The sequence below is a fragment of the Pseudomonas sp. FSL W5-0203 genome (assembly GCF_001896155.1).
Lineage (GTDB): Bacteria > Pseudomonadota > Gammaproteobacteria > Pseudomonadales > Pseudomonadaceae > Aquipseudomonas > Aquipseudomonas paracarnis.
The window spans coordinates 84,698-110,535 of record NZ_MPOR01000020.1; the positions used below are offsets into that span (position 1 = coordinate 84,698).

Sequence of the window (25,838 nt, forward strand, 5' to 3'; positions counted from 1 at the left end):
CTAGGGCTCGAGCATGTTTTGAATGCGCCGTAACTCTTTCTTCACCTGCCTGACCTGCGCTGGTACGTCCTCAGCGCCGGTTCGGCAGCCATGCTCCAGTTCTTTGCACAGCCCAAGCAGATAGTCATTGCGCATCAATGCCGCGCTGCCCCTCAAGCGGTGAGCCAGCTCCGCTATACCGGCGAGGTCTCGTGTCTCACTAAAGTCACGCAATTGCTCAATATCCTGTTGGTTGCTGCGCATCAATTCAGCTTGCAGTTGTTGAATGATTGCCGGGTTGCCACCGGTAATCGGCTGGAGCAAATTCATGTCGAATTCAGGCCGACGCAGCGTCGGTCTGGCGCCTTTATAGGCGGGCTTATCCGCAGGCTCCAGTGATGCCAGGCGCTGTTCGAGGATGGCCAGGCTGATGGGCTTGATCAGACAGTCGCCCATGCCAGCATTAAGACAGCGGTCCATTTCTTCCTGCTGGGCGTCGGCTGTCAGCCCCAGAATCGTCAATGCACCGCCGTTGCGTTGCTGTTCTTCCTGGCGGATCGCCAGTGTCAGTTCTACTCCGTCCATGACCGGCATGTGGTAATCCGTGATAAGCCAGTCAACCGGAAAGGCACGCCAGGCCTCCAACGCCTCCAGCCCATTGCTGGCTTCAATCACCTTGCAGCCCAGGTACTCCAGCTGCGCGCGCAGCATTTGACGGTTCAAGGTATTGTCGTCTGCGATCAGCACTCGCATGGCCCAGCTTGGAGTGGCCTCGCAACACGCGGGCAGCGACGGTTCTTCTTCAGGCAGCGGTTCCAGAAGCTTGAGTTTGAGGGTTACATTGACCGTAGTGCCTTGCCCCAGCGTGCTGGTCAGTTCCAGACGGCCACCCATCATTTCACACAGCGAACGCGATACCACCAGCCCGAGGCCGCTGCCGCCATGGACCGAGAGGTCCGACTGAGTCACTTGCGCAAAGGGGCGAAACAGCGTTTGCCGGTCTGCCTCACTGATGCCCATGCCCGTGTCCTGCACTTGCAGATGCATGTAGAGTGTCTGCCCATTCACCACGCGGCACACCAATCGGATGACGATTCGGCCACGCTCGGTGAACTTGATCGCATTGCTCACCAGGTTCGACAGTACTTGCTTGAAGCGCAGAGGGTCGATGGAGACGTCCAGGGTGGTGCCCGCGTCGATTTCCAGGATCAGGTCCAGGTTCTTCTTTCTCGCCAGCCCTTCGAATACCCGCGCCACCATCTCCACCAGATCCTTGAGGTTGGCCCGGCGTGGGGAGAAGCTCAAATGCCCGGATTCAATGCGTACGATATCCAGCGTATTGCCCAATAGCTCAAGCAGGTTCTTGGCGGCGGTGTAGGCCACGTCGATATTCACCCGATCCAGTACGCCGTGGTCGGCGCGTTTGAGCGCCAACTCCAATGTGCCGATCACCGCGCTCATGGGCGTGCGGATCTCGTGACTCATCGTCGCCAGAAACTGGGTTTTGGCATGGCTGGCCTCGTCAGCCTGGGTTTTTGCCTGTTGCAGTTGTTCGATCAGTTGATGATGTTGCGAAACGTCCTGCCAGCCGCAGATCACCCCGGCAATCAGGCCGTTGGAATCACGAAAGGGCTGAATCCAATGCTCGATAAAGTGGGATTGCCCGTCGATAGTGATCTGCAGTTGCTGTTCGATGGGGTTGCCGTCCTCCATGGCCTGCAGGTAACTCTGGTGGAGCGTAGGCGCCAGTTCGATATCACCATACTGGGTTTGCAAGGCGGTTTTACCCAGCAGTTGGGATTGACATAGCTTCATGACGTTTTCATAGCTGCGGCTGCATGACAGCAGGCATCCTGCGCGGTCGCGCACATACACTGGCACGGGCATGGCATGGTTCAAGGTTTGCAGAAACTCCAATTGATCATTCAGGGCTTTTTCAGCTGCGACTCGGCGACGAATCTGACGGCGCAGTTGTACGATTCGAATGATTGAAACCAGCAGCACCAGCAATGCACAGCAGATGATCTGCAGGATCACCAGTTTGTAGTCTCTCCAGGTCTGCCCGCTCATGGCCGCATTGGCGCGCCAGCGAATGGTGATCGCGTTAAGCTCGTCAGGCGGGATGCTCAGCAAGGCTTTATCCATGATCGACTGCAGCTCGGTTTCGCCACGGCGCATGGCGAAGTTGGCGGTGGCCGTTTGACCGTCGACGATACCGGCCACGCGCAGTTCTTTTTCATAGAGGCGGGCGGTGTAGTAACGAGCCATGGACAAGGTCATCAAGACGGCTTCGGCGTCGCCATTGACCACCATGCGCATGGCTTCAAGGTTGTTCGTCGGGGTGATTAACTGCACTGTGGGAAAGTCCTGGCGAATGCTGTCGATCAGTACATGCCCCTGGACAATTGCCAGGCGCTTGCCGGCCAGCGCGTTGAGGCTTGAGCGTTCACGGCTCGATTCGGCGGTAGACGCGACCAGGGCAAATGAGCTGGTTGCGAATGGGTGGCTGAAACGGAAGTGGTTCATACGCCCCGGGCTGGACGTCAGCACGGCCAAATCGGTTTCACCATCGCGCAAAGCGTCCTGAATGCCTTCAAAACTGGAGGCCCGTTGAATATCGAACTTAAGCCCGGTGCGCTGGGTGATGATCTCGAACAGGTCGGAAATCACTCCGTTGAAGCGGCCCTTGGCGTCGAAAAATGCCGAGGGGGCCATGTCATCGTTGATCATGAAACGCGCGACCGGGTGCTGGGCGAGCCAGCGTTTTTCCTGGGCGTTCAGATGCACATTATCGTCCGGCATCACTGTGCCGCCGCCGGTCCAGCGCTTGATCAGGTAGCTCATGCGCAGCTGGCCGAATGTGTTCAGCGAGGCATTGAGGATACGCAGCAGGCGTTGATCTTCCTGCTTGAGCAGAAATCCATAACCGCCTGAGTCGATTTTCAGAAACTGGATAAACTTGAGGTAGCTGAAAAAGCTATGGTTGACCAGGTAGTGGGTGGTTACCGAGTCGCCCAAAAACACGTCAACGTTTTGAAAGGCTACGGCAGCCAAGGCTTGCGCGGTGGTGCCGTAGGTAAAAAACTGCGCGTGGGGATAGCGTTCGGTCAGTAGCGCGTATGGCAGGTAATCCTTGGAGACCGCTACGGTAAGCCCCTTGAGATTTGAGGGCACTGCAATGTCGCTGTCCTGGCGTTGATAGAGTACCGGTGCATTGACGCTGTAGGGCAGAGTCACCACCGTGTCAAAGGACTCGCGGTCATAGTCGCTGGACCGGCTGATCAAGTCGATTTCGCCAGTTCGCAAGGCGGCCATCGCCTGCGCACGATCAGCGAACCCTACGACTGTGATATCCAGGCCCAGTTGCTGCTTGAGCATCGTCGCCACATCGGCGCTGATACCTTCGTAGTCACCGTTGCCGTAGACCATGTCGAACGGCAGGGTGAACGGCGCGACCACGCCTAGGGTGAGGCCACGCCGCTCGCGCAGCCAGGCCCAGTCGCTTTCGGGTAATTGCAGCTTCTGCGGTTCCTGACTCACTTGGCTGAGCAAGTGCAAGGGTTGTTGCGGCATGGGTATCGCTGCCGCAGCGCCGTAGGATAGAACTGGCAGCAGTACGGTGAAAAAAGCCACAAGGGCTTTGAGCGTGGACATGAAACGGTTACCTGACTGCAAAATGCCAAGTACGCCGCGCTGGCCGGCTCAAGGTCGACCACGGACGTGGCGGGTGGGGGGGGAGTTAGAGCGATGTGAATGGGAGTTCAGACTGACGTCAGCATCACCTGCGAGCCTGCAATGTGTTCAAGGATGTAAGGCAGAAGCGCGGTATCCGCCATTGGCGGTGCGATGGCATATCCCTGTACGATGGATACGCCCAGGGCTTTGAGCCGCTTGAGCTGGGCCGGGGTCTCGACACCCTCGATTACCAACGACACGCCCAGGCTGGCTGCCAGGCTGACGGTGTTAGTGACGATGGCGGTGCAGGCCGAGTGCGTGTCGAGTTTGTGTACGAAGCCGGCGTCGAGTTTGAGCTCGCTGAAAGGCACATCACACAGGCGCTCCAGTGAAGAAAAGCCAGTGCCGAAGTCATCCATGGACAAGTCGCAGCCCAACAGCTTGAGCTGCAGCAGGTTGTTCATGGCAACACTGCACGGATTGAGCGTGCCGGTTTCGGTGATCTCGAAGATGATGCTTTGGGCAGGGCACTTATGCGCGCGCAGCAGCACTTTAATCGCCTCGCTCAGTATGGGGTTGCTGAGTTGAGACGGCTGAAGGTTGAATGAGATCGTCAATGGCAGGTTCAGGCTGGTCAGTTTCTGGCGCAGGATCAGCCCTTGCTCGAAAAGGCGCAGGAACAGCTCATCCATCAGGTCATGGCGCTCCAGTGCTTGCAGGAAATAACCGGGCGTCAACAGGCCTTTGTGCGGGTGCCGCCAGCGGGCGAGAACCTCCAAGCCGCTAATCGTACCCGTTTTCAACGAAAGCTGAGGTTGGTAAAAACCCACAAACGCGTGATCCGCCAACCCTTGGCGCAGCTCCTGGGCGTCGGGCTCTTGAACTTTGGGGGCGGCTGGAATCTGACTTAGGCTGAGTGCGGCTGAGGTTTTCATGTAGTGCCCTGCAAGGGATGACCATGAGTCAATTTTGCAGGATGTGCGTAACCATAAACGTCAGCTCTTTCGAGTGGGTGCGTAGGACTAATCTTACCAGCTCATGAAAAGCCTATAGACTCATCCGAGCGGAAGGTCGTCCGGTAACCGCACATGAACTTTCAAAGGCTCAAAGCACCCTTATGAACGCTGCAAATGGCACCGCGTATGCGCTATAGGCAATCGAGCGTCGGCAAGCTTGAGAAAGTTTCGCTACGCCTGAGTTTTGGCCTGCTGATGTCCTTGTTGTTACTGGTTTTTTTCGCGGTGACTGGCTATTGGGTGACCTACAAGGTCATTCGCGGCGAAGTGCTCAAAGTCGATTATCACTTCATGCGTTTCGTGGGCCGCGCCTACGATCATGAAATTTTTCTGCTGCGTGCGATCAAGGCCAGCAGCCAGTTGGAGTACAAGCCGGTATTCAACCCTGAAGCCTACGTGGTCAACCAAACGACACAGGGCAACATGCGCATTTATGAAGGCCAGGCGTCCCAGGTCGCCACAACGTTTTCCGCGGCACTACCCACCAAGGCTGCCGATGCGAATGACGGTGTACTGGGTCAACAACTGCAACTAGGGGTTGCTTTGGCCAATGTGTATGGCGACTTCTGGAGCGGTTCAACCTTCACGTCCCCGCAAATGTTCCTGTTTGACCTGTCCAGCGATTTCGACATCGCCATTCCTGCGATCAGCCCTCAATCTCATCCAGGCCAGCGGAACTTTTCACAGGTTTTGGATGAGGTCAAGCAATCCGCGCGTCAGCTTCCTCCCTTGAGCAGCGACTTGTTGGTGCGCTGGCGGCCCAGTCATTTCTTTTTGGGCGGTGAGGACATTCAGCAAATTCTGGGTTATGTCTCCGGTCGCGTCGAAGAGCGCCAGTGGGAACGAAAGGGGCCTCCCAGAGAGCTTATTGCCGCCACCTTGCTGTATTGGGATGAGTTCGATGCCCCCGGGGTAAGGATAGAAAAGCAGTTTTTTGATCTGCCGCTGTACAGCACCGTAGACATCGTCGCGCCGGATGGCACGCGCGTGGTGGGTGGCAAGTCACCGCAAATCTACCAGTATGAAAGCGGCTTCCATTTCACCTCATCGGGGCTGTTGATCAAGCGCAGTACCGGGGACATGGGCGCCTGGCAGGCCCTGTATCGTATCCCCTATAAACAACTGATCCTGGACGCCCGTTGGCAGTTACTCGGACTGGTCGGCTTGCTGGGGTTATGCGTCATCAGCGGCTGGTCGGTCATCCGATGGTACCGCCGGCGTATTGTGGTACCAGCGAGCAATGACTTTCGGGAGTTATTGGTCAACCATGATTTCAATCTGTCTTTGCTGCAGACGGTGCCACTGGCGTTGTGTGTGGTCAAAGGACCGCAGATAGAACTGGTGACGCAAAACAGTCTGTATACGCAATGGTTGGGCGAGCCGAGCGAGTTTGCACCAATGATGGCGCTATGGCCGCTGTTTGAGCAAAATAAACCCCTTACCGGTGAAGGCTGCCTGCTGGTCGATCAGCGGGTCTTGCATGTGCGCTATACACCCACCGAGTATCTTGGCGACAGCGTGTTGCTTTGTACCTTCACTGACATTTCTTCCCACCGAGAAGCATCCGCATCGTTGCTCCTCGCCCGCCAGGCGGCGGATGCGGCTAATGAGCAGAAAAGCAACTTCGTCGCCACCCTGAGCCACGAGCTACGCACGCCGTTGTACGGTGTGCTGGGCACGCTTGAGCTGTTGGGCATGACCTCTCTGGATGAACGCCAACGTGGCTATCTGCGCACTATCGATAGCTCTTCTGCGGTGTTGATGCACTTGATCAGCGATGTGCTGGACCTGTCCAAGATCGAGGCGGGCCAGTTGGTCCTGGAGTCCGTCGTGTTCCAGCCACTGGAAATGCTCGAAGAAACTGTGCGCGGGTTCTCGGCGATGGCTGCGAATAAAGGGCTGGCGCTTTACTGCTGTGTTGGCCCTCGCGTGCCGAACCTGGTGCAGGGCGACCGCCTGCGTATTCAGCAGATCGTCGGCAACCTGCTCAATAATGCGATCAAGTTCACCCAGAGCGGGCATGTCGCAGTCTTCCTGTCGCCTATCGGAGTCTGCGCAGGCGAGGTGAGCCTGCAATGGCGCGTGATCGATAGCGGCCCAGGGATGTGCGAAGCGGTGCAGGCGCAACTGTTCGAGCGTTTTTACCAGGCCGACAGCAAACATCACACCGTCGCAGGCACCGGGCTTGGGCTGCCTATCTGCGCCCACCTCAGCCAGATGATGGGAGGTGCGTTGACCGTGGACAGTGCGCCGGGTGAGGGCAGTACATTCATATTTGAGTTGAGCCTTGAAACGCTAGAGGCCCCCCGATCTTTATTGCCCCAGTTATCAGGCAAGTGCATCGATGTTCGTACGCCCTATGCAACCTTGACCGATAACCTGTGCGACTGGCTGGAATGGCACGGTGCACACACTACCGTCATGGGCGATGACGCTGGCGCAGAACCTGATGCCATCTTGACGGTCATGCCGCAACAGGTGGAGGTGGGACGCTCAGGCGCGACCAACGTCTTTGCCCAGCATGATTTCAGCAGCACGCCGCAGTTCATCGGCCAAGACCTGATGGTGAACCAGAACAGTGTCGGGTCCATCTGCCGTGCAGTGGTGATGGCGATCAGTGGTGAACCGGAGACACCGTTGCAGCAAACACCGGTGACGCAGCTGCACCTGGGCCTGAATGTGCTGGTGGCCGAAGACAACCCGGTCAATCAAGCGCTGATCAAGGAGCAACTGGAGCGTATCGGCTGTACGGTGGATGTAGTGGCTAATGGGGTGCAGGCGTTGCAGCAGTTGGAACTGAAAGTCTATGACGTGCTGCTGACCGACGTGAACATGCCGCTCATGGATGGCTATGAGTTGGCTGACACACTGCGCCAGCGTGACGTGGATATGCCGATTATCGGCGTCACCGCTAATGCGTTGCGCGAGGAGGGCGAGCATTGCATCCGTGTGGGCATGAACAGTTGGTTATCCAAGCCGATGGACATTCAGGGGCTTTATCTGTGTCTGCGCAGTGTGCTTGATCCTGCACTGGTCCAGGCTTCCGAGGGCGCTGTACAGGTAAACGATGTAGACGAGATAAACGTGCCAGAGCGCATGCTGGAGCTTTTCCTTGAGACTATTGCCCAGGATTTGGGTGAGCTCAAAACGTTGAGCGCTGGGCTAGGCGCTCACGAGGCGACGCGTTTGCTGCACCGTATTCGCGGCGCGTTGGCGGTAGGCAAGGCTAAGAGCTTGATCCAACAGTGTCGCGAATTGGAGGCCGCTGTCGCACGGGATGGGATTGACCACACCCATGCAGACGTTGCAGCGTTTATCCAGCGCGTCGAACGCGCTATTGCGGGCTTATAAGCTGATATGCCGCCCCGCTTGGGGCGGCCTGGGTTACTTGGATACAAGCGGCTCCTGCGCACGCCATCCCCCACCCAACGCTTTGTAGAGTTGCACCACATCGAGATACGACGCGGTCTCCGCCTGCGTCAGCGCATCCTGCGCATTCAGTTGCGTACGTTGAGCATCCAGCTCTACCAGATACGCCGCGCTACCTGCTTCATAACGCGCATGTGCCAGTCGAGCCGCACGCTCACTTTGCGCGGCAGCCTCAGCCAGGCTGCGAACCCGTTGCTGCGACAGGCTATAGGTCGTCAGCGCACCCTCGGTTTCCTCAATCGCATTCAACACCACTTGCTCATAGCGCGCTCGGCTACCCACCTCACGCGCCTGCGCCTCTCGCTGCCTAGCCTTGACACTGGCCAAATGCAGCGCCGGCCAACTGACCGAGGGCATTACGCTGAACGCGCGGCTGCCGCTGTTGCCCAAATCCCCACCGCGCAAGGCCACAAAGCCGAGAAAGCCGCCCAGGTCGATCCGTGGGTAAAGCTCGGCCGTCACTGCACCAATGTCGGCATTCGAGGCCGCCAAATCGCGTTCGGCGCTGGCGACATCGGGACGCTGTCGCAGCAAGTCGCTGACCTGGCCAATCGGCAAGCGCGTGACCAATGCCGGCAGTGCTTTCAGGTCGGTCAGCGCTTGCAGCTCATTGGGCCGCGAGCCCGTGAGTACGGCGAGCCGATAACGGCTGAGCGCTTGACGGGTTTCCAAACTCGGCAGTGTGGCTTGCACCCGTGCGCGCTCGGCCAGGGCGCTGGCCAGCTCGTCGGCGGTGCCGCGCCCGGCATCCACGCGGCCCTGGACCAGCACCACGGTTTTTTCCTGATTACTCAGGTTGGCCTGGGCCACCGCTAACTGCCGTTGTGCGCCGCGCAGTTCGAAGTAGTGACGCGCCACGTCGGCGGTCACTACGATGCGGGTTTGCGCCAGGTCTGCCGCGACGGCCTCGGCGCGTGCCGAAGAGGCCTGCGACAGGCGCTGCAGCCTGCCGAACAGGTCCAGCTCCCACTGCGCATCCAGGCCTGCCTGATAGGTCTTGGCCAGGTTGCGCTCACTGCTCGGACCGGGGTTGGCCTGGGACAGGCTACGGGAATAAGCCCCGCTGGCGGTCACCGTTGGCAGTTGGTCCAACTGACGCTGATCCAGCACCGCACGTGCCTCCAGCAGCCGGGCCTGGGCGATGCGCAGGTCATGGTTGCGTGCCAGCGCTTGATCGATCAGCGCATCCAGTTGTGGGTCCTGGAATTGTCGCCACCAATCCTGTTGCACGCGGGTGCTGCTATACAGCGCGGTGTCGGGGCTTTGAGTCAGCTCTACTGCGGGCTCGTTACTGGCCCGGTAGTCTGGGCCGACGGTACAGCCCGTCATCCAGGCCGAGCAGACCAGCAGCGCGAGCGGACGAATCACGAAGGTATTAAAGGGGTGCATGTGTGTCTCCTTACACCGACTGAGCCGTGGCGGCGTCGGCTGCATCGGCAGCGGCCAGCGCACGGGCGCGCGGTGTGGTGGCCGCCGTACGATGGTCGACGGCAATGAACGAATACATGGTCGGCAAAACCAGCAAAGTGAACAGCGTACCCACCAACATGCCCACCACGATCACCAGGCCCAGGTCATAACGGCTATGGGCACCGGCACCGGAGGCGAACAGCAGGGGAATCAAGCCCGCCACCATCGCCGCCGTGGTCATCAGGATCGGCCGCAAGCGCATCTTCGCCGAGTGCAGAATCGCCTCACGCCGGTCCAGGCCCTGCTTGACCTGCATCTCATTGGCAAACTCCACCATCAGGATGCCGTGCTTGCTGATCAGGCCGATCAGGGTCACCAGGCCGATCTGCGTGTAGATATTGATGGTCGCCATGCCCAGGGCCAGTGGAATCAATGCACCGCATATCGACATCGGCACGCTGATCAGAATGATCAACGGGTCACGCAGGCTTTCATACTGCGCAGCGAGTACCAGGTAGATCACGATGATTGCGAACAGGAACGCCATGACCAACGCGCCACTTTCCTGATGGTATTGGCGAGCATCCGAAAGCCAGTCGTAGGTGAAACCCGGCGGCAGCAGTTTGGCTCGCGCCTCGAGGAACTTCACCGCGTCGCCCATGGCCACGCCTGGGGCAGGAATCGCCTGGAAGATCGCCGAATTGAGCTGGTCGAACTGGGTCAATTGATTGGGCTCGACCCCGGTCGAGACGCTGACCAGGTTGGACAGCGGTACTTGCCCACCCGTGGCGCTGGTCACATAAAAGCGCGACAGTGCTTCTGGCGTAAGCCGTTCACCACGCAGGCTCTGCGGGATCACATCATAGGAGCGACCGTCCATGGCAAAGCGGTTGACGTAGTTTTCGCCCACCAGCACCGCCAGGGTGTCGCCCAGATCCTTCATGGTCACGCCTAGGCTATTGGCTTTGGTGCGGTCGACTTTGATCTTGATCACCGAGTTGTTGTAGTCCAGGTCACTGTCGACCACCATGAACAAGCCGCTTTCACGTGCAGCGTGCTTGAGTGCTTCCATCGCCTCATAGACCACGCTGTAGTCACCGGCGCTCTTGATCACCATCTGTACCGGCAGGCCACCGGTCGAGCCTGGCAATGAAGGCAACTGGAAGGCAAAGACGTTGCTGCCCTCGATGGTGTTGGCGCGGTTCTGCATATCGCCCTGGATCTGGTCGGCATTGCGTTCGCGTTGTTCCCAGTCGACGAAGTTGACCCCGCCAATGCTATTGGATACGCCGTTGCTGCCGTTGATCAGCCACAGGTTGCTCTGCTCGGGCAAGGTCACCATGACGTCGTTCCATTGCTTGCCGAACTTCTCGACGTAATCAATGTTGGCGTTCTGTGGTGACTTGATTGCGGTCAGCACGGTGGACTGGTCTTCGGTGGGCGCAAGTTCGGTTTGGGCACGGCTGTACAGCCAGGGCACGCTGATCAGCACGACGATCGCAATGGTGAACGTGACCCAACGGTGATGCAGCGACAGATCCAGCACGCGTCCGTAAGCGCTGCCGAGGCGATGGAAGAAGCTCTCGGCCTTGCGCGCCATCCAGCCTTCGTTCATCTGGCTGTTAAGCAGCAGTGAGCTCATGACCGGCGACAGCGTCAGCGCGATGATGCCGGAGACTACCACCGAGCCAGCCAGGGTGAAGGCAAACTCCTTGAACAGCGAGCCGGTCAGCCCGCCCATGAGGCCGATGGGGGCATACACCGCCGCCAGCGTCAGGGTCATCGCAATCACCGGCGCTGCCACTTCACGCGCCCCCAGCAGCGCAGCGTACGTCGGTGACTTGCCTTCTTCGATATGGCGGTGCACGTTCTCCACCACAATGATCGCGTCATCCACCACCAGGCCGATGGCCAATACCATCGCCAGCAAGGTCAGCAAGTTGATGCTGAACCCGAACATCGACATGAACGCGGCTGCACCCAACATCGACAGGGGAATGGTGACCACCGGAATGATCACTGCCCGCGCCGAGCCGAGGCTTAAGAAAATCACCAGCACTACGATGGCGATGGCTTCGCCCAGCGTACCGAGTACCTCATCAATCGATGCGCTGATAAAACGTGCCAGCTCAAACGGCACAGCGACTTTCACGTCCGGCGGCAGGTTGGCGCGAATGCCCGGCAACAGTTCGTTGAGCTTTTTAACGATCACCAGCGGGTTGGCATTAGGTGCGGCATTCAAACCGAAAAACACCGCTTGCACGCCATCCATGGTGGCGCTGGTGTCGGTCGACGCCGCGCCCAGTTCCACCGTGGCGATATCGTTCAGGTGCACCACCCCGGCAGCGCTGGACTTGACCACCAATTGGCGAAACTCGGCGACATCCACCAGGTCGGTGTTGATCTGGATATCCGATACCACATACAAACCCTTGGCCTGGCCGGGCGCAGCCTGCACGTTGTTATTCAACAGGGCCTGGGCCACATCGCTGCCGGAAACGCCATGGGCGGCCATGCGATTGGCATCCAGCCAGATACGCATGGCCATTTTCTGCCCGCCGTTGAGGTCAATGCTGCCGACCCCTTCGATGGAAGACAGTTGCGGTTGCACCACGCGCTGCAGGTAGTCCGAGAGGGCTGCAGTGGACAGGGTCGGGCTGGAAAAACCCACATAGGCCACGGCTGTAGCTTCACCGGAGGATTTCACAATCACCGGGTCGTAAGCCTGCTCCGGCAAGCGGTATTTGACCTCGTTGACCTTGGCCATCACCTGGGTCATGGCCTTGTTGGAGTCGGCGTTGAGCTTCATGCGCACGGTGATCACGCTTTTGCCCTGGGTCGACGTCGAGCTCATGTAATCGACGTCTTCCACCGTAGCGACAGATTGAGCGATGGCCTGGGTGACGAAACCCTGCATCAGTTGCGGCGAAGCACCGGGGTACTGGGTGGTGATCGTCAGCGTGGAGCTTTCCGTCAGGGGGTACTGACGAATCGGCAGGTTGTTTATGGCCAGCAGCCCCATCAATAAAATCAGGGTGCTGACCACCAGCGCCAACACCGGGCGCCGCACGAACAAGTCGGTGAATTTCATTTTTCAGATCCTTGATGTATCAGCGGCTTGCGGCCTGATCGAGCCCGACGGTGTCCTTGAGCGCGATGCGTACCAGGGCGCCGCTGCTCAAGCGCAACTGACCGGAGGTGACCACGCGATCACCGGCCTTCACGCCGTCAAGCAGCACGACCCGGCCTTCGGAGCGTTCGCCGGTCTTCACGTAGACCTGGCGTACCGTGTTGGTCAGCTGCGTATCGGCGCCCTCGACCACGTACACAAAGTCACCGTAGGCGCTGTAGCTCACAGCCGTTTCGGGCACGCTGATGACATCTTTTTTGGCTGACAGATGGACTTCGCCATTGGCGTACATGCCGGGTGACAACAGGTTGTCCGGATTCGGAACCGTGGCCTGGACCAGCATCGTGCGGGTGCCCGGGTCGATACGCGGTTCGAGGGTACTGACGTGGCCCTTGAACAAGCGCTGTGGGTACGCGTCTACGCTGACGCTCATCTCCTGGCCCGTTTTGAGCTGTGCCAGGGCACGTTCGGGCAGGGTGATGTTGGCGTACAGCGTCTGTGCGTCGGTCAGCGACACCATGGCATCGCCGGCCTGCACGAACTGACCCAGGTTGACCTTGCGTACACCCAGCACGCCGGTGAAGGGCGCCTTGATGCGTTTTTGATCGATCAGCGCCTTGATCCGCACGATATCGGCCAGCGCCTGGGAGTAGGCGGACTGCACTTGATCCAGTTCCTCTTGCGTCGCCGCCTGCTGAGGCAGCAAACGCTGGGTTCGCAGTAACTGGGCCTTGGCGTTGGCGGCCTGGGCCTGAAGCCTGGCCAGTTCGCCTTGTTCCGGCGCATCGTTGAGCTGCACCAGGGTTTGCCCGGCTTTCACCCGCTTGCCGGGCTGGAATGCAATGGAACGTACCAGGCCGCCGCTTTCGGCGGTGACCATGACTTGGCGGGTGGCTTCCAGCTCGCCGATACCCGCCAAGGTGTTGGGCATATCGGCTTGCGTAGCGGTGGCGACGGCCACCTGGATCGCCGGCGCGGCTGTTCCGGCCGACGTTTGGGCAGGTCGGACGGAGCTGGACTGCCGATACAGGCCGACGGCGCCGCCAATGGCGAGCACCGCGGCAATCGTGACGCACACTTTGAGTTTTTTATGCATGATTCCGGTACTGACGTAAGGCAAAAAGTTAAGAACCCTGAGGGTTCAACGGTGACGAGCGCTCAACCGGGTTGTTGATGCGCATGAGGGAGTCGGACCCGTGTAGCCAGAATCGCCAGCACGGCACCGAACCCCAGAAAAAAGACCAAGGCGGCGAGCACGCTCGGGGAGAGCCCAATCGAATCCACCAGTAGCCCAAGCGGAATAGGCACAGCGTTGAACAGGTAGATGGTCATATAGAAATACGCCACCAACTTGGCGTGGCAGTTGGCGGGAGCCAGCTGATTGATCAGCCGCGCACTGCCGACAAAAATGGCGCCATAGGCGTAGCCGCCGATTACCAAGGCCAACGCGGCAAGTGTCAGCGAATGGACCGAGAAGGCCGTCAGCAGGAGCAGGAAGGCCGCACACTGGGCGAGCAGCCCAGAACGCAATGCACGCGCTGCATCCAGGCGTTTGCAATACAGCTGGCTGGCCCCGGCGATCAACAGGTACACCGCCATGCTGTAGCCAAACATCCCACGGTTACTCAAGCCCAGTTGCTGTTCGGCTGCGCCAGGGCCAATCACGAAAACGCAGGCCGTGAACGACCAACTGAAAAACACCGACCACGCGCACAAGTGGAAGGGCCGACCAATACCGCGCAGGCCTTCACGTAGGGACGCTTGTGCAGTGTGAGCGGCGATGTGGGCCTGAAGGGCGTGGCGCGGCCAGAGCGTCAGTACGCCGAGGGCGGCGATAATGACCAGGGCCATGATCGACCAGAAAGGCAGGCTGGCCGGATACAGGTTCAGTTGCAGTGCCACGCCGCTGAGCACTGGGCCGAGGGCCAACCCCAGGATCATTGCCAAGGTGGCCAGCGTCGCCGCCAGCTTGCCGTTGTCGAGCGGACCGAACCGCACCAACGTCACGTTCACCGCGGTGGTCATGATCCCTGCGCCAAGCCCCGAGATGGCGCGGGCCGCACATAGGGCCCACAACGAATCGCATTCGGCGCACAACCAGGCGCCGATCAGCACCAGTGCAATGGCTGGGAGCAGCAAAAAACGCTGGTCTTTGACATGGCCGGCGATGCGCGCCAGGGTCATCAAAGCCAGCAAAACACCGGCACCGTAGGCGCCGAATATAAACGTCAGGTCCACAGCGTTGATCTGCAGATGTTCTTGGTAAAACGGGTACAGCGGCGTGGGTGCGCTGCTGTTCATGAGCGCTGCAGTCAGTGACAGCGCGAGAAAAAACAACAAGCCTTTTGAGCTGTGTTTAGTGATATCGACGGACATGAGTCTCCCAGCCCAGCGCTCAGGGCTTTTGCCGAGTGAATGGTTGCAAGCGGGATGTGAATGCGGTTTAGAGGGCTTTGCCCATTGGCAAATGATACGGACCGGTGCGATTGGCACCATGCCCGAAACCCCAGGCTTCATTCGTCATCGTCCAGGGAGCAGCGTCAGCAACGCTTGAGAAGTGACCGGGCGGGTGTGGACCACCGCGCCCGGCTGGAGCGGTTTACCAGTAGCGTGGTTGCGGGAGGATGCGGGTCGGTTGTTTCAGGCTTGTTGCAGTGTTAAAGGCGAACGACGGATAGGCGCTCCAGTTGAACGCTGGGTAGCTCACTACCGGCCTGCTCCATACTGGCGGCGCGACGACATAGGAAGGGCGCGAAGTGACCGGGCGATTGATCACCACACCCACACTATTTTGAGCGCTTGCGGCGGCTCCACCCGTCACAATGGTGCCAGGCTTGAGGCTGCTACCAGACCCAGCCGTACCGCCGAAGTGGATCGGGCCCTGGATGTCGATATTGCCGACCAGACTCAACGGGCCTCCATTACGCAGAACGCCCTGATTGTTCAGATCGCCAGCGATCGACAATGCCTGCTTGGCGTCCAACACGCCTGTGGAAGCGATTTGTACCTTGCCGTCGGCCGTGACTTTCAAGTCGCCGGTCAGCGCTTTGACGTTGCCTTGAACGTTCACGCCTACGCCAGTCGACTTGCCGACCAGGCGAATCGAGTCGGCGTGCATGCTCCCCAGCTGGGCCACATCGATGGCGATGTCGGCTTTGCCATCCGAACCCAGGTGCTTGAGCACAGTGGTTGGGTCCATCGCGTCGACTTCGCCTTTCAAGGCCACGGCGTTGAGCTTTTTGGCTTGCAACTGCGCATTGATCTGCAGGGTACGTGCGACCAGGTCGACTTCGTTGGCACCGGACGCGTCAAGGCCAGCACCTTCCACGCGGATCTGGCCGTGGTCGGTTTGCAATCGAGCCACTTGGCCGTTGGCGTCCAATACCGCCGTGCCCGCTACCAACGACACGCGATTGGCGTTGATAAAGCCAGCGCCGCTGGCGGTGATGCCATTGGGGTTGGCGATGATCACGCGGGCGCTCGGCCCTGCGACTTCAATCAAGCCATTGAGACTTGAGGCGGTTTTACCGGTGACTTCATTGAGAATGACGCCGGCCGAGGTTCCGTTGAGCAGGCTGTTACCGGCAATGGCGCCGCCCAGCGTGGTTTGGGCGCCTGCGGTGCTGTTGTTGAGGATCAGCCCGGCAGGGCCGACATTGAACTCGGTGAAGCGGTTGTGGGAAACACCTGCGGCATTCGGCGCGGCAATGTTGACCACTGGGGTGTCTTTGATCTGCGACAGTGCTGCATTACGTGCAGCGCTCGGGTCCAACGTCAGGGCGGGTTGCGCTTGCGCATTATGTTGCAGCAGCGGCAGGCTGCCCATTAGGGCGAGGGCCAGCAGCGTGCGCTTGGACGGGCGCCGAGTGGGTTGAATCATTGGGTTCATACAAACCTCGAGGGTTGAAGGTTAAAGAGGCGTCCCGCAGCAGTGACTGCGGGCGCCGGGTGAGTGCACTGGGTGGCACTCGGATTCCCATCCCTGGGAAAAAGCGTTCGCCTAGAAACGGCTGCTCAGAGAGAAATCGACGGTGGGCGTGGCGGTGTTCATCTCGTCGGTGCTCTTGATCGGCATGCCCAGGGCCAGGTCGTAACCAAAGCGACTGACATTGCCGCGCAAGCCGACAGCTGCGCCGATCAATGGCTGCCGACCTCGCCGCTGGCCGCCCACCGGCGACACCGCACCGGCATCGAGTGCCGCATACGCCTGGCTGCCACTGAAGGCGGTGATGGACAGCTCATTACGCAGGGTCCAGCCAGTGGGGCCGGCGAGGGTGGTGTTACCGTCAAAGCCGCGCACGCTGTAGCGGCCGCCGATCTGCATGTATTCGGTCGACGGCACTGGCACCGGCGCATATTGGTAGACCAGCGCGTTGCGATAGCCCAAACGCATTGCGCCCAGGTCAAACGGAATCTCAAACGCCGCCTTGGCAGTGAACAGGTGATAGCGACCGTTCCAGTCCTGTTGCTCATAGAGCGCGCCGGGCGTTTTGCTGAGTCCGGGCAGTGAGCCGCGCACACCAGCCTGCACCGTTGACTTGCCAAAGCGCAGGTTGGATCGGTGGGTCAGGCCAAGTTCATAGCTGGTGATCTGCCGGTGCAATTGCTGCAGTTCGGTGGAGGCTACCCAGGCGCGATCCTCACGATTGACCAGGCGAGCGTTGAGCACACTTTTGCTGTGATTGGAGCGACTCACCACGTAGTCCAGCCCGGCATCTATACGTCGGGTGCGGGAGCTGAATGTAATGCTTCGTTCGCCGGGGTCTTTGAATATGGCTTGCTTGCTGGTCCACTCGCTGGCACCGAACGACAGCAGGGCATAGCCTGCGGGTACGTTCCAGGCCAGGCTTTTAGCCGAAGACCCACGGGTGTGGTTATTGAGGTCGGTGTCGGTGCTGTAGGTCAGCAACAGCTGGTCGTAAAGCCCGGCCGGCGAGTCGATGGCCACAATCCCACCGAGTTGGTGACGGCCCGTGGCGTCGATACCGCTGTTATCGACGGTCAGCAAGCCAAACACCCGACGTGCCTGCGGCGGTTGCTGGATGATCACATCGCTTTCACCCACGTCGGCGCCCGGAATCAGATTCAGCGCCGTCGCTGCCTGGCCTGGCAGACGGCGCACATTTTCCAACGCCTGGTCCAGGTCACGTACGTTCAGTAGTTCGCCTTTGGCTGCGGGAAAGGCCATGCCTGGCCAGCCAAGCGATTCCGGTTGCTGATCAATCTTGCCCATGCGCCCAGGGATAAGTTGGACGATCAAGTGCCCGCTGCTCAGGTCTTGAGCCGGTATCAACACCTGGGTAGTGATGTATCCGCGCGCCATCAGTTGTGCTGCTAACCAACGGCGATAAACCGTCAACCCTTCGCCACCCACACAGTGCCCCAGGATCGCTGGCGCGCGCTCCAGCCAGTCGAAATCATCTGCACCTTTCCACTCCACAGTGCGGATAACGAAACAGGGTGATTCTTCCGGCAGCTTAAGCGCATTGGCGAAGGGCAGGGGCGTTGCGGTCAGTGCATCCGGCTTTCCAAGTGCCTGAGCTTGTAAGTTTTTCAGTTGGTGGTCTTGCAGGCGTTGAGTGCTGGTGACGGTATCGATCGAGCTGGCCGCGCGCACGACCTGAATCGCCGTAAACAGCCATAGCGTCGTTACATACAGGATGGTTGTGATACAGGCGTGGAGGCCGAGCTTGCCGGGCGTTGATTTCATCCGCCTATGCTAAGAAGGCCGAGCGCAAGAAAAAATAAGATGAAGCTCGGCGGTTCAAGGAGATTGCGCACAAAGGGGCGGGTGCGATCGTATAAGTTCTGCGATAAATCGTACGAATAGCCTAACGTCCCGAGGGTAACCACAGGAGGTTATCGTCACGCATCCGCCGCCAACCTAAACTTCACGCACGTTCTTCACTCGACTATTGAGAGTTAAAACATGCGCTTACGAGACCTGGGCATCACCATTGGCACTGGCACCCCCGGAATGTTCAACGCCATCACCGACGTGCCCGGCGTACGCGTCGGCCATCACACCCTCAATGCCGAAAGCACCGACGGCTCGATGCATACCGGCGTGACCATCATCGAACCGCGGGCGGTCGCAGCTCATCTGGCGCCGTGTTTTGCCGGCGTTCACGTACTCAACGGCAACGGTGACGCCACCGGTCTGGAGTGGATTCGCGAAGCCGGTTTGCTGACCACACCCATCGCCTACACCAACACCCATAGCGTTGGCGTTGTGCGTGATGCGCTGGTGACCGCCGAGCGTGAAATGGGTAAGCAGCACACTTACTGGTGCATGCCGGTAGTGCTGGAAACCTACGACGGCATTTTGAGCGATATCTGGGACCAGCACGTCACAGCCAAGCATGTACACGCAGCGCTGGCGGATGCACGCAGCGGCCCCGTGCAGGAAGGTTGTGTGGGCGGTGGCAACGGCATGATCTGCCATGAGTTCAAAGGTGGGATTGGTACGTCGTCTCGCGTCTTGACTGCAGAGGAGGGCGGCTGGACCGTAGGTGCATTGGTGCAGGCCAACTACGGCGTACGCAGCGCCTTGCGCGTGGCGGGTTACCCGGTGGGCAGCGTATTGCAGGACACGCCTTCACCTTATGACGGGTCGGTGAATGTCGGCGTGCCAGGCATGGGTTCCATCGTGATCACCATCGCCACCGATGCGCCCTTGCTGCCCCATCAATGCACACGTCTGGCACAGCGCGCGAGTATCGGCTTGGCACGGGTCGGTGGCGGCACCGAGGACGACAGCGGTGACATCTTTATCGCGTTTTCGGTGGGCAATACCGGCTTGCCGGTTGCCAATCTCGGGCAACCCGGCTCGCCGACCACGGTCTTGCAGATGGTCAACAACGACTACATCTCCGCATTGTTTGTGGCCGCAGCGGACGCCGTCGAAGAGGCAATCCTCAACGCTCTGGTGGCCGCCAACGACCTTCAGGGCCGCGGTCGACAAGCGCTGGCGCTCAGGCCGGAACAACTGCTGGCAGCGATGGCAAAGGTGGGTTGGACGGCCTCGGTTCACTCCTGAGCTTGAAGGAACAACAGAAACAGCTCGGACTGGGATTTGATCCCCAGCTTGTTGTACATATGCTTGCGGTGAACCTTAACCGTCTCGGCAGAGATCGCCAGCTTGCGGGCGATCTCTTTGTTTGAGCAGCCGCTGAGCATCAGTTGGCCCACTTCCATTTCACGGGCAGACAATGACGCGCTGATCTGTCGCGTGGTTGCGTGGAGGCGCTCCTGCCAGTCAGGTGCCTGCTCCGGTGTGTCCTTCAAACTCTGTTCGAACGTGCACCGTTGGCGCATCAAGCCGGCGATCCATGGCTGTACCAGACCCAGCAACGCGATCTGCTGCTGGCTGAAGCGGCTACTACTGCCTAGCGACAAGCTCAAAGTGCGGCTGGTATCCAGTTGCACATTGATATGAATCTCGTCGGCGACGACATTCAATCGAAAGTAGCGCTGGTAATACTCTGTCTGCTCAAAGCACTCTGGGGCGACGTCGTCCAACTGGAACAGGCCGCTTTGTGGTAACTCGCGGTTGGCCAGGTAGAACGGGTCTAGCAGGTACAGAGCCCTGAGGTAATCTTGGAAGAGTGAGTCGGACTCGTTACCCTCTGCGGCAGACTCGGCGAGCACCTGTGGCCTGCCCGTGCTGAATATCAGCACCACCCAGTTATCCACCGGTACGTAGCGCCCCAGCAAACGCGTCAACGATCGCCAGAAGTCCTGGTGGTCCAGGGCCTCGATCAGCTTGCCGACCGCGTCATGCCACGCTACATCCTGCAATGTCAGGTTCGTTTCACTGCCCATCGGGGCTCCTTTCGACGTTACTGCTTGCCCTTGGCCGTGCGCCGCTGGCTCGTGTCACGTGCGTATATCTCGTGTAAGAAGGGCCAGTCTACAGACCGTATTCGCCGTTGTATCAAACGTTATTTGAGTACTCGTCAACTTTGTAGGATTTATCTGATGACTTGTACGGATTCGTCTAGAGCTAGGTATGGATTCCTGTGATTGTTGCTGAGGGTGTATTGGGTAAACTTTGTCGACTCTTTTTATAGGGTCGATTACAAGCGTTAACCTCCTGTGCAACCTAAACAACCTAAAGGAAATTGATTGTGGCTATCCAAAAAAGGCATATTCTGGCAGCGGCTATCACCGCATTGATTACAACTTCCGCTTTGGCGGCAGACGGCACTATCAACTTTACCGGTGAAATTACTGCCGCTTCCTGCAAAGCCTCTTCCGGTGCAGGTACTAGTGTTGGTGGTGTCGCCGGTGCACAGATAATTGAAGTGCCGATGGGTAAGGTCAGTATCGACTCCCTGAGCACCAAAAATCCCGGGATTGTTTCGGGTGCGGCGATTAATATTAATCTGGACTGTGGTAATACCGCTGCTGGATTGACCACTGTTAAAGTAATGTTCGACCCAAGCTCTGGTTCGGGTGTGGATGGGTCGAATAATAACTTGCTCAAAACCACCGGTGCGGCAGTGGGCGTGGGTATTGGTATTTACGACAGCAGCAACAACCTGATCAATCTGGCAGGTAACGGCTCTTTTGATGCGCCGTTGGTCAAGGCCGGTACTGACCCAGCCTTCACTTATACCGCCAATTTGAATATGCGTGCCTCCTATGTGGCTAACGGTGTTACCCCAATTGTGCCGGGCCCGGCCAATGGTACGTTGCCATTTACCCTGACTTACCAATAAGTCTCTCCTTAGAGAAGCATATTCATGCTTCTCTACTTTACCGCAGGTAATTAAATGAAGAACGTGTACTCCAGGTATTGGCTGGTGGGGATCGTATTGCTCTTCAGTGGTATTGCGCACGCCGGAATTACATTGGGCGGTACGCGGGTTATCTATCCGCAGAAGCTCAAGGAGGCGTCGATCATGGTCAAGAATGACGCCGACAGGGACATCATGATTCAGTCCTGGTTGGAGCCGGACCTTAAAAATCCGGGGCAGGATGTGCCTTTTGCATTGACCCCTTCGTTAAGTCGTCTGGGCGGCAACAAGCAACAAAGTCTGCGCATCTTTTATGCAGGGAAAGGCTTGCCTCCAGACAAAGAATCGGTGTTCTGGCTGAGCGTGCAAGAGATTCCGCAAAAGTCCGAAACCGATAACACGTTGCAAATTGCAGTGCGCCAACGGATCAAGTTGTTTTATCGGCCGACAGGTTTGTCAGGTACGCCTGAAGAATCTGTTAAGTCGTTGAAGTGGAAGTTAGTGAGTGAGGCCGGCAAGCAGTGGTTGTTGGTCTCCAATGAATCCGTTTATTACGCATCCTTTGGCTCTGTTTTTCTTGAGTATAAAGGGGGGCGTCATCCAGCCAAAGCGGAAATGGTGGCGCCTGGTACGACCGCTAAGTTTTTAGTAGAAGGCGCGGGGGCAGTACCTGCCAATGCTCAAGCCGTCATTGAGTTTAATGCGATCAATGATTATGGCGTTCCGGTCAAGCACCTCGTCAATATTTCAAACTAACGGCCTTTTAAAGAAAGCAGGTAATACTGTCTCTGAAATAAGCTGTGTAGTAAACGATCGAGTAATGAGGCAAGATTTTTATGTGGGCGCTTTGTTTTAGGAGTTACTCTGGTACCCGTCTGTTTGGTCGTATTGGCGCCTCTGGTTTAGTGCTGGCGAGCGCCTCTTTGCCTTTGGCCGCTTATGCTGTTGAATTCAATGATGCCTTCTTGAATAAGCATGGCGCCACGGCCGAACTGAAGTACTTTGAACAAGGAAGTACTATCGCCCCTGGCACTTACAATGTCGATATATACCTCAATCAAGTCTTGATACTGCGTGAAACCATCAAGTTCGCCGTGCAGGACGGATCGGAAGTCAAACCGATCATACACCTGGGCCTGCTCAAGGCGATTGGGGTGAACACTGCACGGCTGGAACAAGAAGGTGTCATTACTGCGGGCAGTGCCGACGATACCCTGATCGATCTGCCGGCTCTGGTACCAGGTGCCGATATCGAGTTTGATGTAACCGCGCTGGCGTTGCAGATCAGCATGCCTCAAGCTTACATAAAGCGACAGTCCAGTGGTTATGTCGATCCGTCGTTATGGGATAACGGCATCACCGCCCTGTACACCAATTACCAGACTAACTTCAGTCGCAATATCAGCCGTGGTTACAGTAGCGACTACCGCTACATAGGTTTGCGTAACGGCTTCAATCTGGGAGCCTGGCGCTTTCGCAACGAGTCGTCGATTTCCGGGGGTACCGGTATGCGCGATACATTCAACAGCAACCGTACCTATGCCGAGCGTGACATCGTCAGCCTAAAGAGCAAACTGGCCGGAGGCGAGTTGTACACCCAGGGCGATATCTTCGACAGTGTGCGTTTTCGCGGCGCGCAATTGACGTCGGAGCTCGGCATGCTGACCGATGATGAAGTCGGTTTCGCACCCGTGGTGCGCGGTATCGCTGAAACCAACGCAACGGTGGAGATCAGCCAGAACAACTATGTGATCTATTCGGCTAGCGTGCCTGCGGGCGCCTTCGAGATCAGCGACATCTACCCCAGTGGTTCCAACGGTGACTTGAGCGTCAAGATCATCGAGGCCGATGGGCGCGAGCGTCAATACACCCAGGCCTACTCCTACCTGCCGGTGATGACACGTCGAGGTAGCACTCGCTACAGCCTGGCCGCTGGCCAATACCAGACTGAAGGGCAGGCTGCGCCGAAGTTTACCCAAGGCACGCTGGTGTATGGCGTGACCGACAACTTCACCGGCTACGGCGGGTTGCTCGCGTCCCAAGGCTATAACGCGTTGAACCTGGGCGTGGGAGTTAACTCGCCGTGGGGTGGCGTGTCGTTTGACGTCACCAACAGCAACTCCAAGGATGTATCCGGGCGCAAGAACGTGGGCCAAAGTGCGCGTTTTTTGTATTCCAAAACATTGAGCAGCACCGATACCACCTTCACCATGGTCGGCTATCGCTATTCCACCGAGTCCTATCGCACGTTCAGCCAGCATGTGGATGAGCAGGATTACTTCGCCACCCCTTATTACGGTCGACAAAAAAGCCGGTTTGACATGAACGTCAACCAGTCCCTGGAAGGGCGTGGGTCGCTGTTTCTGAGTTTGGGCGAAACCAGTTACTGGAACGGCCAGGGCAGCACGCGGCGTTGGCAGTTCGGCTACAACGGCAGCTATGCCGACACCAGCTACAGCTTTGCCGTGTCCCGTACAGAGGGGCAGGGGGGCAGCCAACGGATCGATAACCAGGTGTCCGCATCCTTCAGCATTCCGTTCGGTGACAATCGTCGCGCGCAGCGCCTGTATACCAGCGCTACTTCGTCGTCTCAGGGCGAGACGTCGATTCAAACGGGCCTGTCCGGCAACATCGACGAACAGAACACCTTGAGTTATTCGGTACAAGGCAGCAAAAGCAAAACCAGCGGTGCCTCCGGCAGCGTCGGTATGAACTGGGACACGCCGAACGCGAAAGTCAGTGGCAACTATGGGCAGGGTCGGGATAACAAGCATTTTGACGTCGGGGCAAGTGGATCGGTAGTGGTGCATAGCGGCGGGTTGACGTTGGGGCAACCGGTCGGTGAGACCTTCGCATTGGTTGAAGTACCCGATACCAAGGGCGTCGGCGTCGAAAGTGGGACTGCGGTGCGTACCGATAAAAAAGGCTATGCGGTGGTCCCCTATGCGCAACCCTATCGTTACAACTGGATCAACCTGGATACCAATACCTTTGGTAGCGATATTGAAGTCGCAGAAAGTTCGCAGCGGGTGGTGCCGACGCGTGGCGCTGTGGTTAAGCGTCGGTTTGAGGTTGAGTCGGGGCGCAGGTTGCAGTTTTCATTGCAGTTGAGTAATGGTGAAAAAATTCCGTTTGGTGCTCAAGTTTATGGGGAAAACGGAAGTGTGCTAGGCGTGGTTGATAATGTATCAAGATTACTGGTTTTTGGAGTCAAGGATAAAGGCGTGTTCGATGTTGTGTGGAATGGTGGGAAATGTAGTTTTAGTTATGATGTGCCGCCTGCAAAAAAAGAGCTAATGTATGAGGCTTTTGATGCTGTCTGTGAGAGGGGTTGACAGGTGATCGTATTTTTGAAGTGGGGGTGTCTGTTCATTCTTTTTCTTGTAAATGGTCATGTTTGGGCTAGTAGTGTGTGTCGTACTCCTTATGTGGCGTCAGGAACGAGTGTGACTTTAAAGGTGCAGCAAGCCAAGGGGCAGGCTGGGACACAGATGATTTCAGATGTGTGGCATGAAAGATCTATTGCTGATTATGTAAGTTGCACCAACACTACTCTCGATGAGCCATATTCATATGGCTATGATTTTTTATAAGTCTAGAGTTGGTGTGTATAATTTTGATGGGAAGGCTTATGATCTGCAGCCTACAAGTGATCCCAATATTGGTGTGATTTACGAGCATGCTTTTTTCGATGGGGATTACACTCCCGTAATCTATTCTACTAATGGGGTCATTGACTTATTGGGTGTTGGTTTAGGTGTTGGTGGGGTTTTGAAAAAAGGTTACAAATATCGATTTCGTTATGTTTCTCTAGCTCGATTGCCAGTTGGTCAGCTAGTAGTGCCTGCTAGTAGGTCTTTTTTTCATAATCGAATGTTTGAACATTCAACTCAAATTATGGACAGTGATGGAGGCTTGGCTTCAGTTAGTCTTTCCGTGAATAATACGTCCTGCACGCTAAGCGCGCCGTCCGAGGTGAGTCTAAAAAAGACTAACTTATCGTCGCTCTCGTTAGTCGGTGATACGGCTGGAAGAGTAAATTTCTCGCTTGGCGTAACGTGTGCCGCCTCCTACGCGCCGTACAAAATTCTTTATTCGTTGGTGGATGTGAACGCTCCGGGCAATACGACTTCAAACCTAACGCTGAATTCAGCAGTCAACTCGGCCTCGGGTGTGTCGCTGCAAGTGCTTGATGGCGAGACGCCTGTGGTCTATGGGTCTCAAACTTCGACTTCTACAGTCAAAGGTGAATTGGGGGCTATGGGGGTTCAGGGTGGAACTATCAGTAAACTCTTTGGTGTTCATTACATTCGTACCGGGAAAATGACACCTGGTACAGTATACGCTGGAGTCACCGTAACACTCGGCGGCGGCAAAAACTGAGTGCAACACCTGACCTTTCCGGTACGGTGCTGCCCCTATGTCTTATACCGAACTCAGCGTTGAAGAGCGCGCCAC

The 25,838-nt window shown here is 57.7% G+C and carries 15 protein-coding genes; 6 read left to right on the plus strand and 9 right to left on the minus strand.

Annotated features, from left to right (window positions below; translation table 11 throughout):
• Entirely contained in the window at nucleotides 1–3,633 is a 3,633-nt protein-coding gene (locus tag BOP96_RS18250) for a transporter substrate-binding domain-containing protein (protein ID WP_073453575.1), read from the minus strand.
• Between the two features lie 107 nt (nucleotides 3,634–3,740).
• The gene (locus BOP96_RS18255; RefSeq protein WP_073453577.1) at nucleotides 3,741–4,589 is read right to left on the minus strand and encodes an EAL domain-containing protein; all 849 of its coding nucleotides are present in this window, start codon (nucleotides 4,587–4,589) and stop codon (nucleotides 3,741–3,743) included.
• Nucleotides 4,590–4,796: 207 nt separating this feature from the next.
• Between BOP96_RS18255 and BOP96_RS18260 the strand changes: the two genes are divergently transcribed.
• Complete coding sequence (locus tag BOP96_RS18260; RefSeq protein WP_175562994.1) at nucleotides 4,797–8,021, plus strand: hybrid sensor histidine kinase/response regulator; 3,225 nt, start codon at nucleotides 4,797–4,799, stop codon at nucleotides 8,019–8,021.
• 33 nt (nucleotides 8,022–8,054) lie between these two features.
• Here the strand turns inward: BOP96_RS18260 and BOP96_RS18265 are convergent, their stop codons facing one another.
• The 6 genes from BOP96_RS18265 to BOP96_RS18290 form a co-directional block, all read right to left on the minus strand.
• Nucleotides 8,055–9,488, minus strand: coding sequence for an efflux transporter outer membrane subunit (locus BOP96_RS18265; protein ID WP_073453580.1), 1,434 nt, complete (start codon nucleotides 9,486–9,488; stop codon nucleotides 8,055–8,057).
• A 10-nt stretch (nucleotides 9,489–9,498) separates the two neighbouring features.
• Nucleotides 9,499–12,600, minus strand: a complete 3,102-nt coding sequence (locus BOP96_RS18270) for a MexW/MexI family multidrug efflux RND transporter permease subunit (RefSeq protein WP_073453582.1) — start codon at nucleotides 12,598–12,600, stop codon at nucleotides 9,499–9,501.
• A gap of 19 nt (nucleotides 12,601–12,619) precedes the next feature.
• Nucleotides 12,620–13,735 (minus strand): efflux RND transporter periplasmic adaptor subunit, encoded by a 1,116-nt coding sequence (locus BOP96_RS18275; RefSeq protein WP_073453584.1) that lies wholly within the window; start codon nucleotides 13,733–13,735, stop codon nucleotides 12,620–12,622.
• 62 nt (nucleotides 13,736–13,797) lie between these two features.
• Complete coding sequence (locus tag BOP96_RS18280) at nucleotides 13,798–15,015, minus strand: MFS transporter (protein ID WP_073453586.1); 1,218 nt, start codon at nucleotides 15,013–15,015, stop codon at nucleotides 13,798–13,800.
• 223 nt (nucleotides 15,016–15,238) lie between these two features.
• Entirely contained in the window at nucleotides 15,239–16,528 is a 1,290-nt protein-coding gene (locus tag BOP96_RS18285; protein ID WP_083609846.1) for a filamentous hemagglutinin N-terminal domain-containing protein, read from the minus strand.
• A gap of 111 nt (nucleotides 16,529–16,639) precedes the next feature.
• Nucleotides 16,640–18,349 carry a ShlB/FhaC/HecB family hemolysin secretion/activation protein gene (locus BOP96_RS18290; RefSeq protein ID WP_073453590.1) on the minus strand — a complete coding sequence of 570 codons (1,710 nt, stop codon included), beginning with the start codon at nucleotides 18,347–18,349 and terminating at the stop codon, nucleotides 16,640–16,642.
• A gap of 219 nt (nucleotides 18,350–18,568) precedes the next feature.
• Here BOP96_RS18290 and BOP96_RS18295 point away from each other — a divergent pair, with 219 nt between their 5' ends.
• Entirely contained in the window at nucleotides 18,569–19,678 is a 1,110-nt protein-coding gene (locus tag BOP96_RS18295; RefSeq protein ID WP_073453592.1) for a DmpA family aminopeptidase, read from the plus strand.
• On the opposite strand, the gene BOP96_RS18300 is transcribed toward BOP96_RS18295, so the two are convergent.
• Nucleotides 19,669–20,463 (minus strand): helix-turn-helix transcriptional regulator, encoded by a 795-nt coding sequence (locus BOP96_RS18300; RefSeq protein WP_073453593.1) that lies wholly within the window; start codon nucleotides 20,461–20,463, stop codon nucleotides 19,669–19,671. The genes BOP96_RS18295 and BOP96_RS18300 overlap by 10 nt on opposite strands.
• A 305-nt stretch (nucleotides 20,464–20,768) precedes the next feature.
• Here BOP96_RS18300 and BOP96_RS18305 point away from each other — a divergent pair, with 305 nt between their 5' ends.
• The 4 genes from BOP96_RS18305 to BOP96_RS29275 all read left to right on the plus strand — a co-directional run bounded on the left by BOP96_RS18305 (nucleotide 20,769) and on the right by BOP96_RS29275 (nucleotide 25,763).
• Nucleotides 20,769–21,362 carry a fimbrial protein gene (locus BOP96_RS18305; protein WP_073453595.1) on the plus strand — a complete coding sequence of 198 codons (594 nt, stop codon included), beginning with the start codon at nucleotides 20,769–20,771 and terminating at the stop codon, nucleotides 21,360–21,362.
• Between the two features lie 54 nt (nucleotides 21,363–21,416).
• Nucleotides 21,417–22,136, plus strand: coding sequence for a fimbrial biogenesis chaperone (locus BOP96_RS18310; protein ID WP_073453597.1), 720 nt, complete (start codon nucleotides 21,417–21,419; stop codon nucleotides 22,134–22,136).
• 80 nt (nucleotides 22,137–22,216) lie between these two features.
• Nucleotides 22,217–24,715 carry a fimbria/pilus outer membrane usher protein gene (locus tag BOP96_RS18315; protein ID WP_073453599.1) on the plus strand — a complete coding sequence of 833 codons (2,499 nt, stop codon included), beginning with the start codon at nucleotides 22,217–22,219 and terminating at the stop codon, nucleotides 24,713–24,715.
• 238 nt (nucleotides 24,716–24,953) lie between these two features.
• Nucleotides 24,954–25,763: a fimbrial protein gene (locus BOP96_RS29275; RefSeq protein WP_175562995.1), complete on the plus strand. Its 810-nt coding sequence runs from the start codon at nucleotides 24,954–24,956 to the stop codon at nucleotides 25,761–25,763.
• The last annotated feature ends 75 nt before the right edge of the window (nucleotides 25,764–25,838 follow it).

What these genes read in the sequence shown, in the direction of transcription:
- BOP96_RS18255 (WP_073453577.1), bottom strand. Translation starts at nt 4,589, where the DNA reads ATGAAAACCTCAGCCGCACTCAGCCTAAGTCAGATTCCAGCCGCCCCC.
- BOP96_RS18310 (WP_073453597.1), top strand. Translation starts at nt 21,417, where the DNA reads ATGAAGAACGTGTACTCCAGGTATTGGCTGGTGGGGATCGTATTGCTC.
- BOP96_RS18250 (WP_073453575.1), bottom strand. Translation starts at nt 3,633, where the DNA reads ATGTCCACGCTCAAAGCCCTTGTGGCTTTTTTCACCGTACTGCTGCCA.
- BOP96_RS18290 (WP_073453590.1), bottom strand. Translation starts at nt 18,349, where the DNA reads ATGAAATCAACGCCCGGCAAGCTCGGCCTCCACGCCTGTATCACAACC.
- BOP96_RS18295 (WP_073453592.1), top strand. Translation starts at nt 18,569, where the DNA reads ATGCGCTTACGAGACCTGGGCATCACCATTGGCACTGGCACCCCCGGA.
- BOP96_RS29275 (WP_175562995.1), top strand. Translation starts at nt 24,954, where the DNA reads ATGGCTATGATTTTTTATAAGTCTAGAGTTGGTGTGTATAATTTTGAT.
- BOP96_RS18265 (WP_073453580.1), bottom strand. Translation starts at nt 9,488, where the DNA reads ATGCACCCCTTTAATACCTTCGTGATTCGTCCGCTCGCGCTGCTGGTC.
- BOP96_RS18285 (WP_083609846.1), bottom strand. Translation starts at nt 16,528, where the DNA reads ATGAACCCAATGATTCAACCCACTCGGCGCCCGTCCAAGCGCACGCTG.
- BOP96_RS18270 (WP_073453582.1), bottom strand. Translation starts at nt 12,600, where the DNA reads ATGAAATTCACCGACTTGTTCGTGCGGCGCCCGGTGTTGGCGCTGGTG.
- BOP96_RS18280 (WP_073453586.1), bottom strand. Translation starts at nt 15,015, where the DNA reads ATGTCCGTCGATATCACTAAACACAGCTCAAAAGGCTTGTTGTTTTTT.
- BOP96_RS18315 (WP_073453599.1), top strand. Translation starts at nt 22,217, where the DNA reads ATGTGGGCGCTTTGTTTTAGGAGTTACTCTGGTACCCGTCTGTTTGGT.
- BOP96_RS18300 (WP_073453593.1), bottom strand. Translation starts at nt 20,463, where the DNA reads ATGGGCAGTGAAACGAACCTGACATTGCAGGATGTAGCGTGGCATGAC.
- BOP96_RS18260 (WP_175562994.1), top strand. Translation starts at nt 4,797, where the DNA reads ATGCGCTATAGGCAATCGAGCGTCGGCAAGCTTGAGAAAGTTTCGCTA.
- BOP96_RS18275 (WP_073453584.1), bottom strand. Translation starts at nt 13,735, where the DNA reads ATGCATAAAAAACTCAAAGTGTGCGTCACGATTGCCGCGGTGCTCGCC.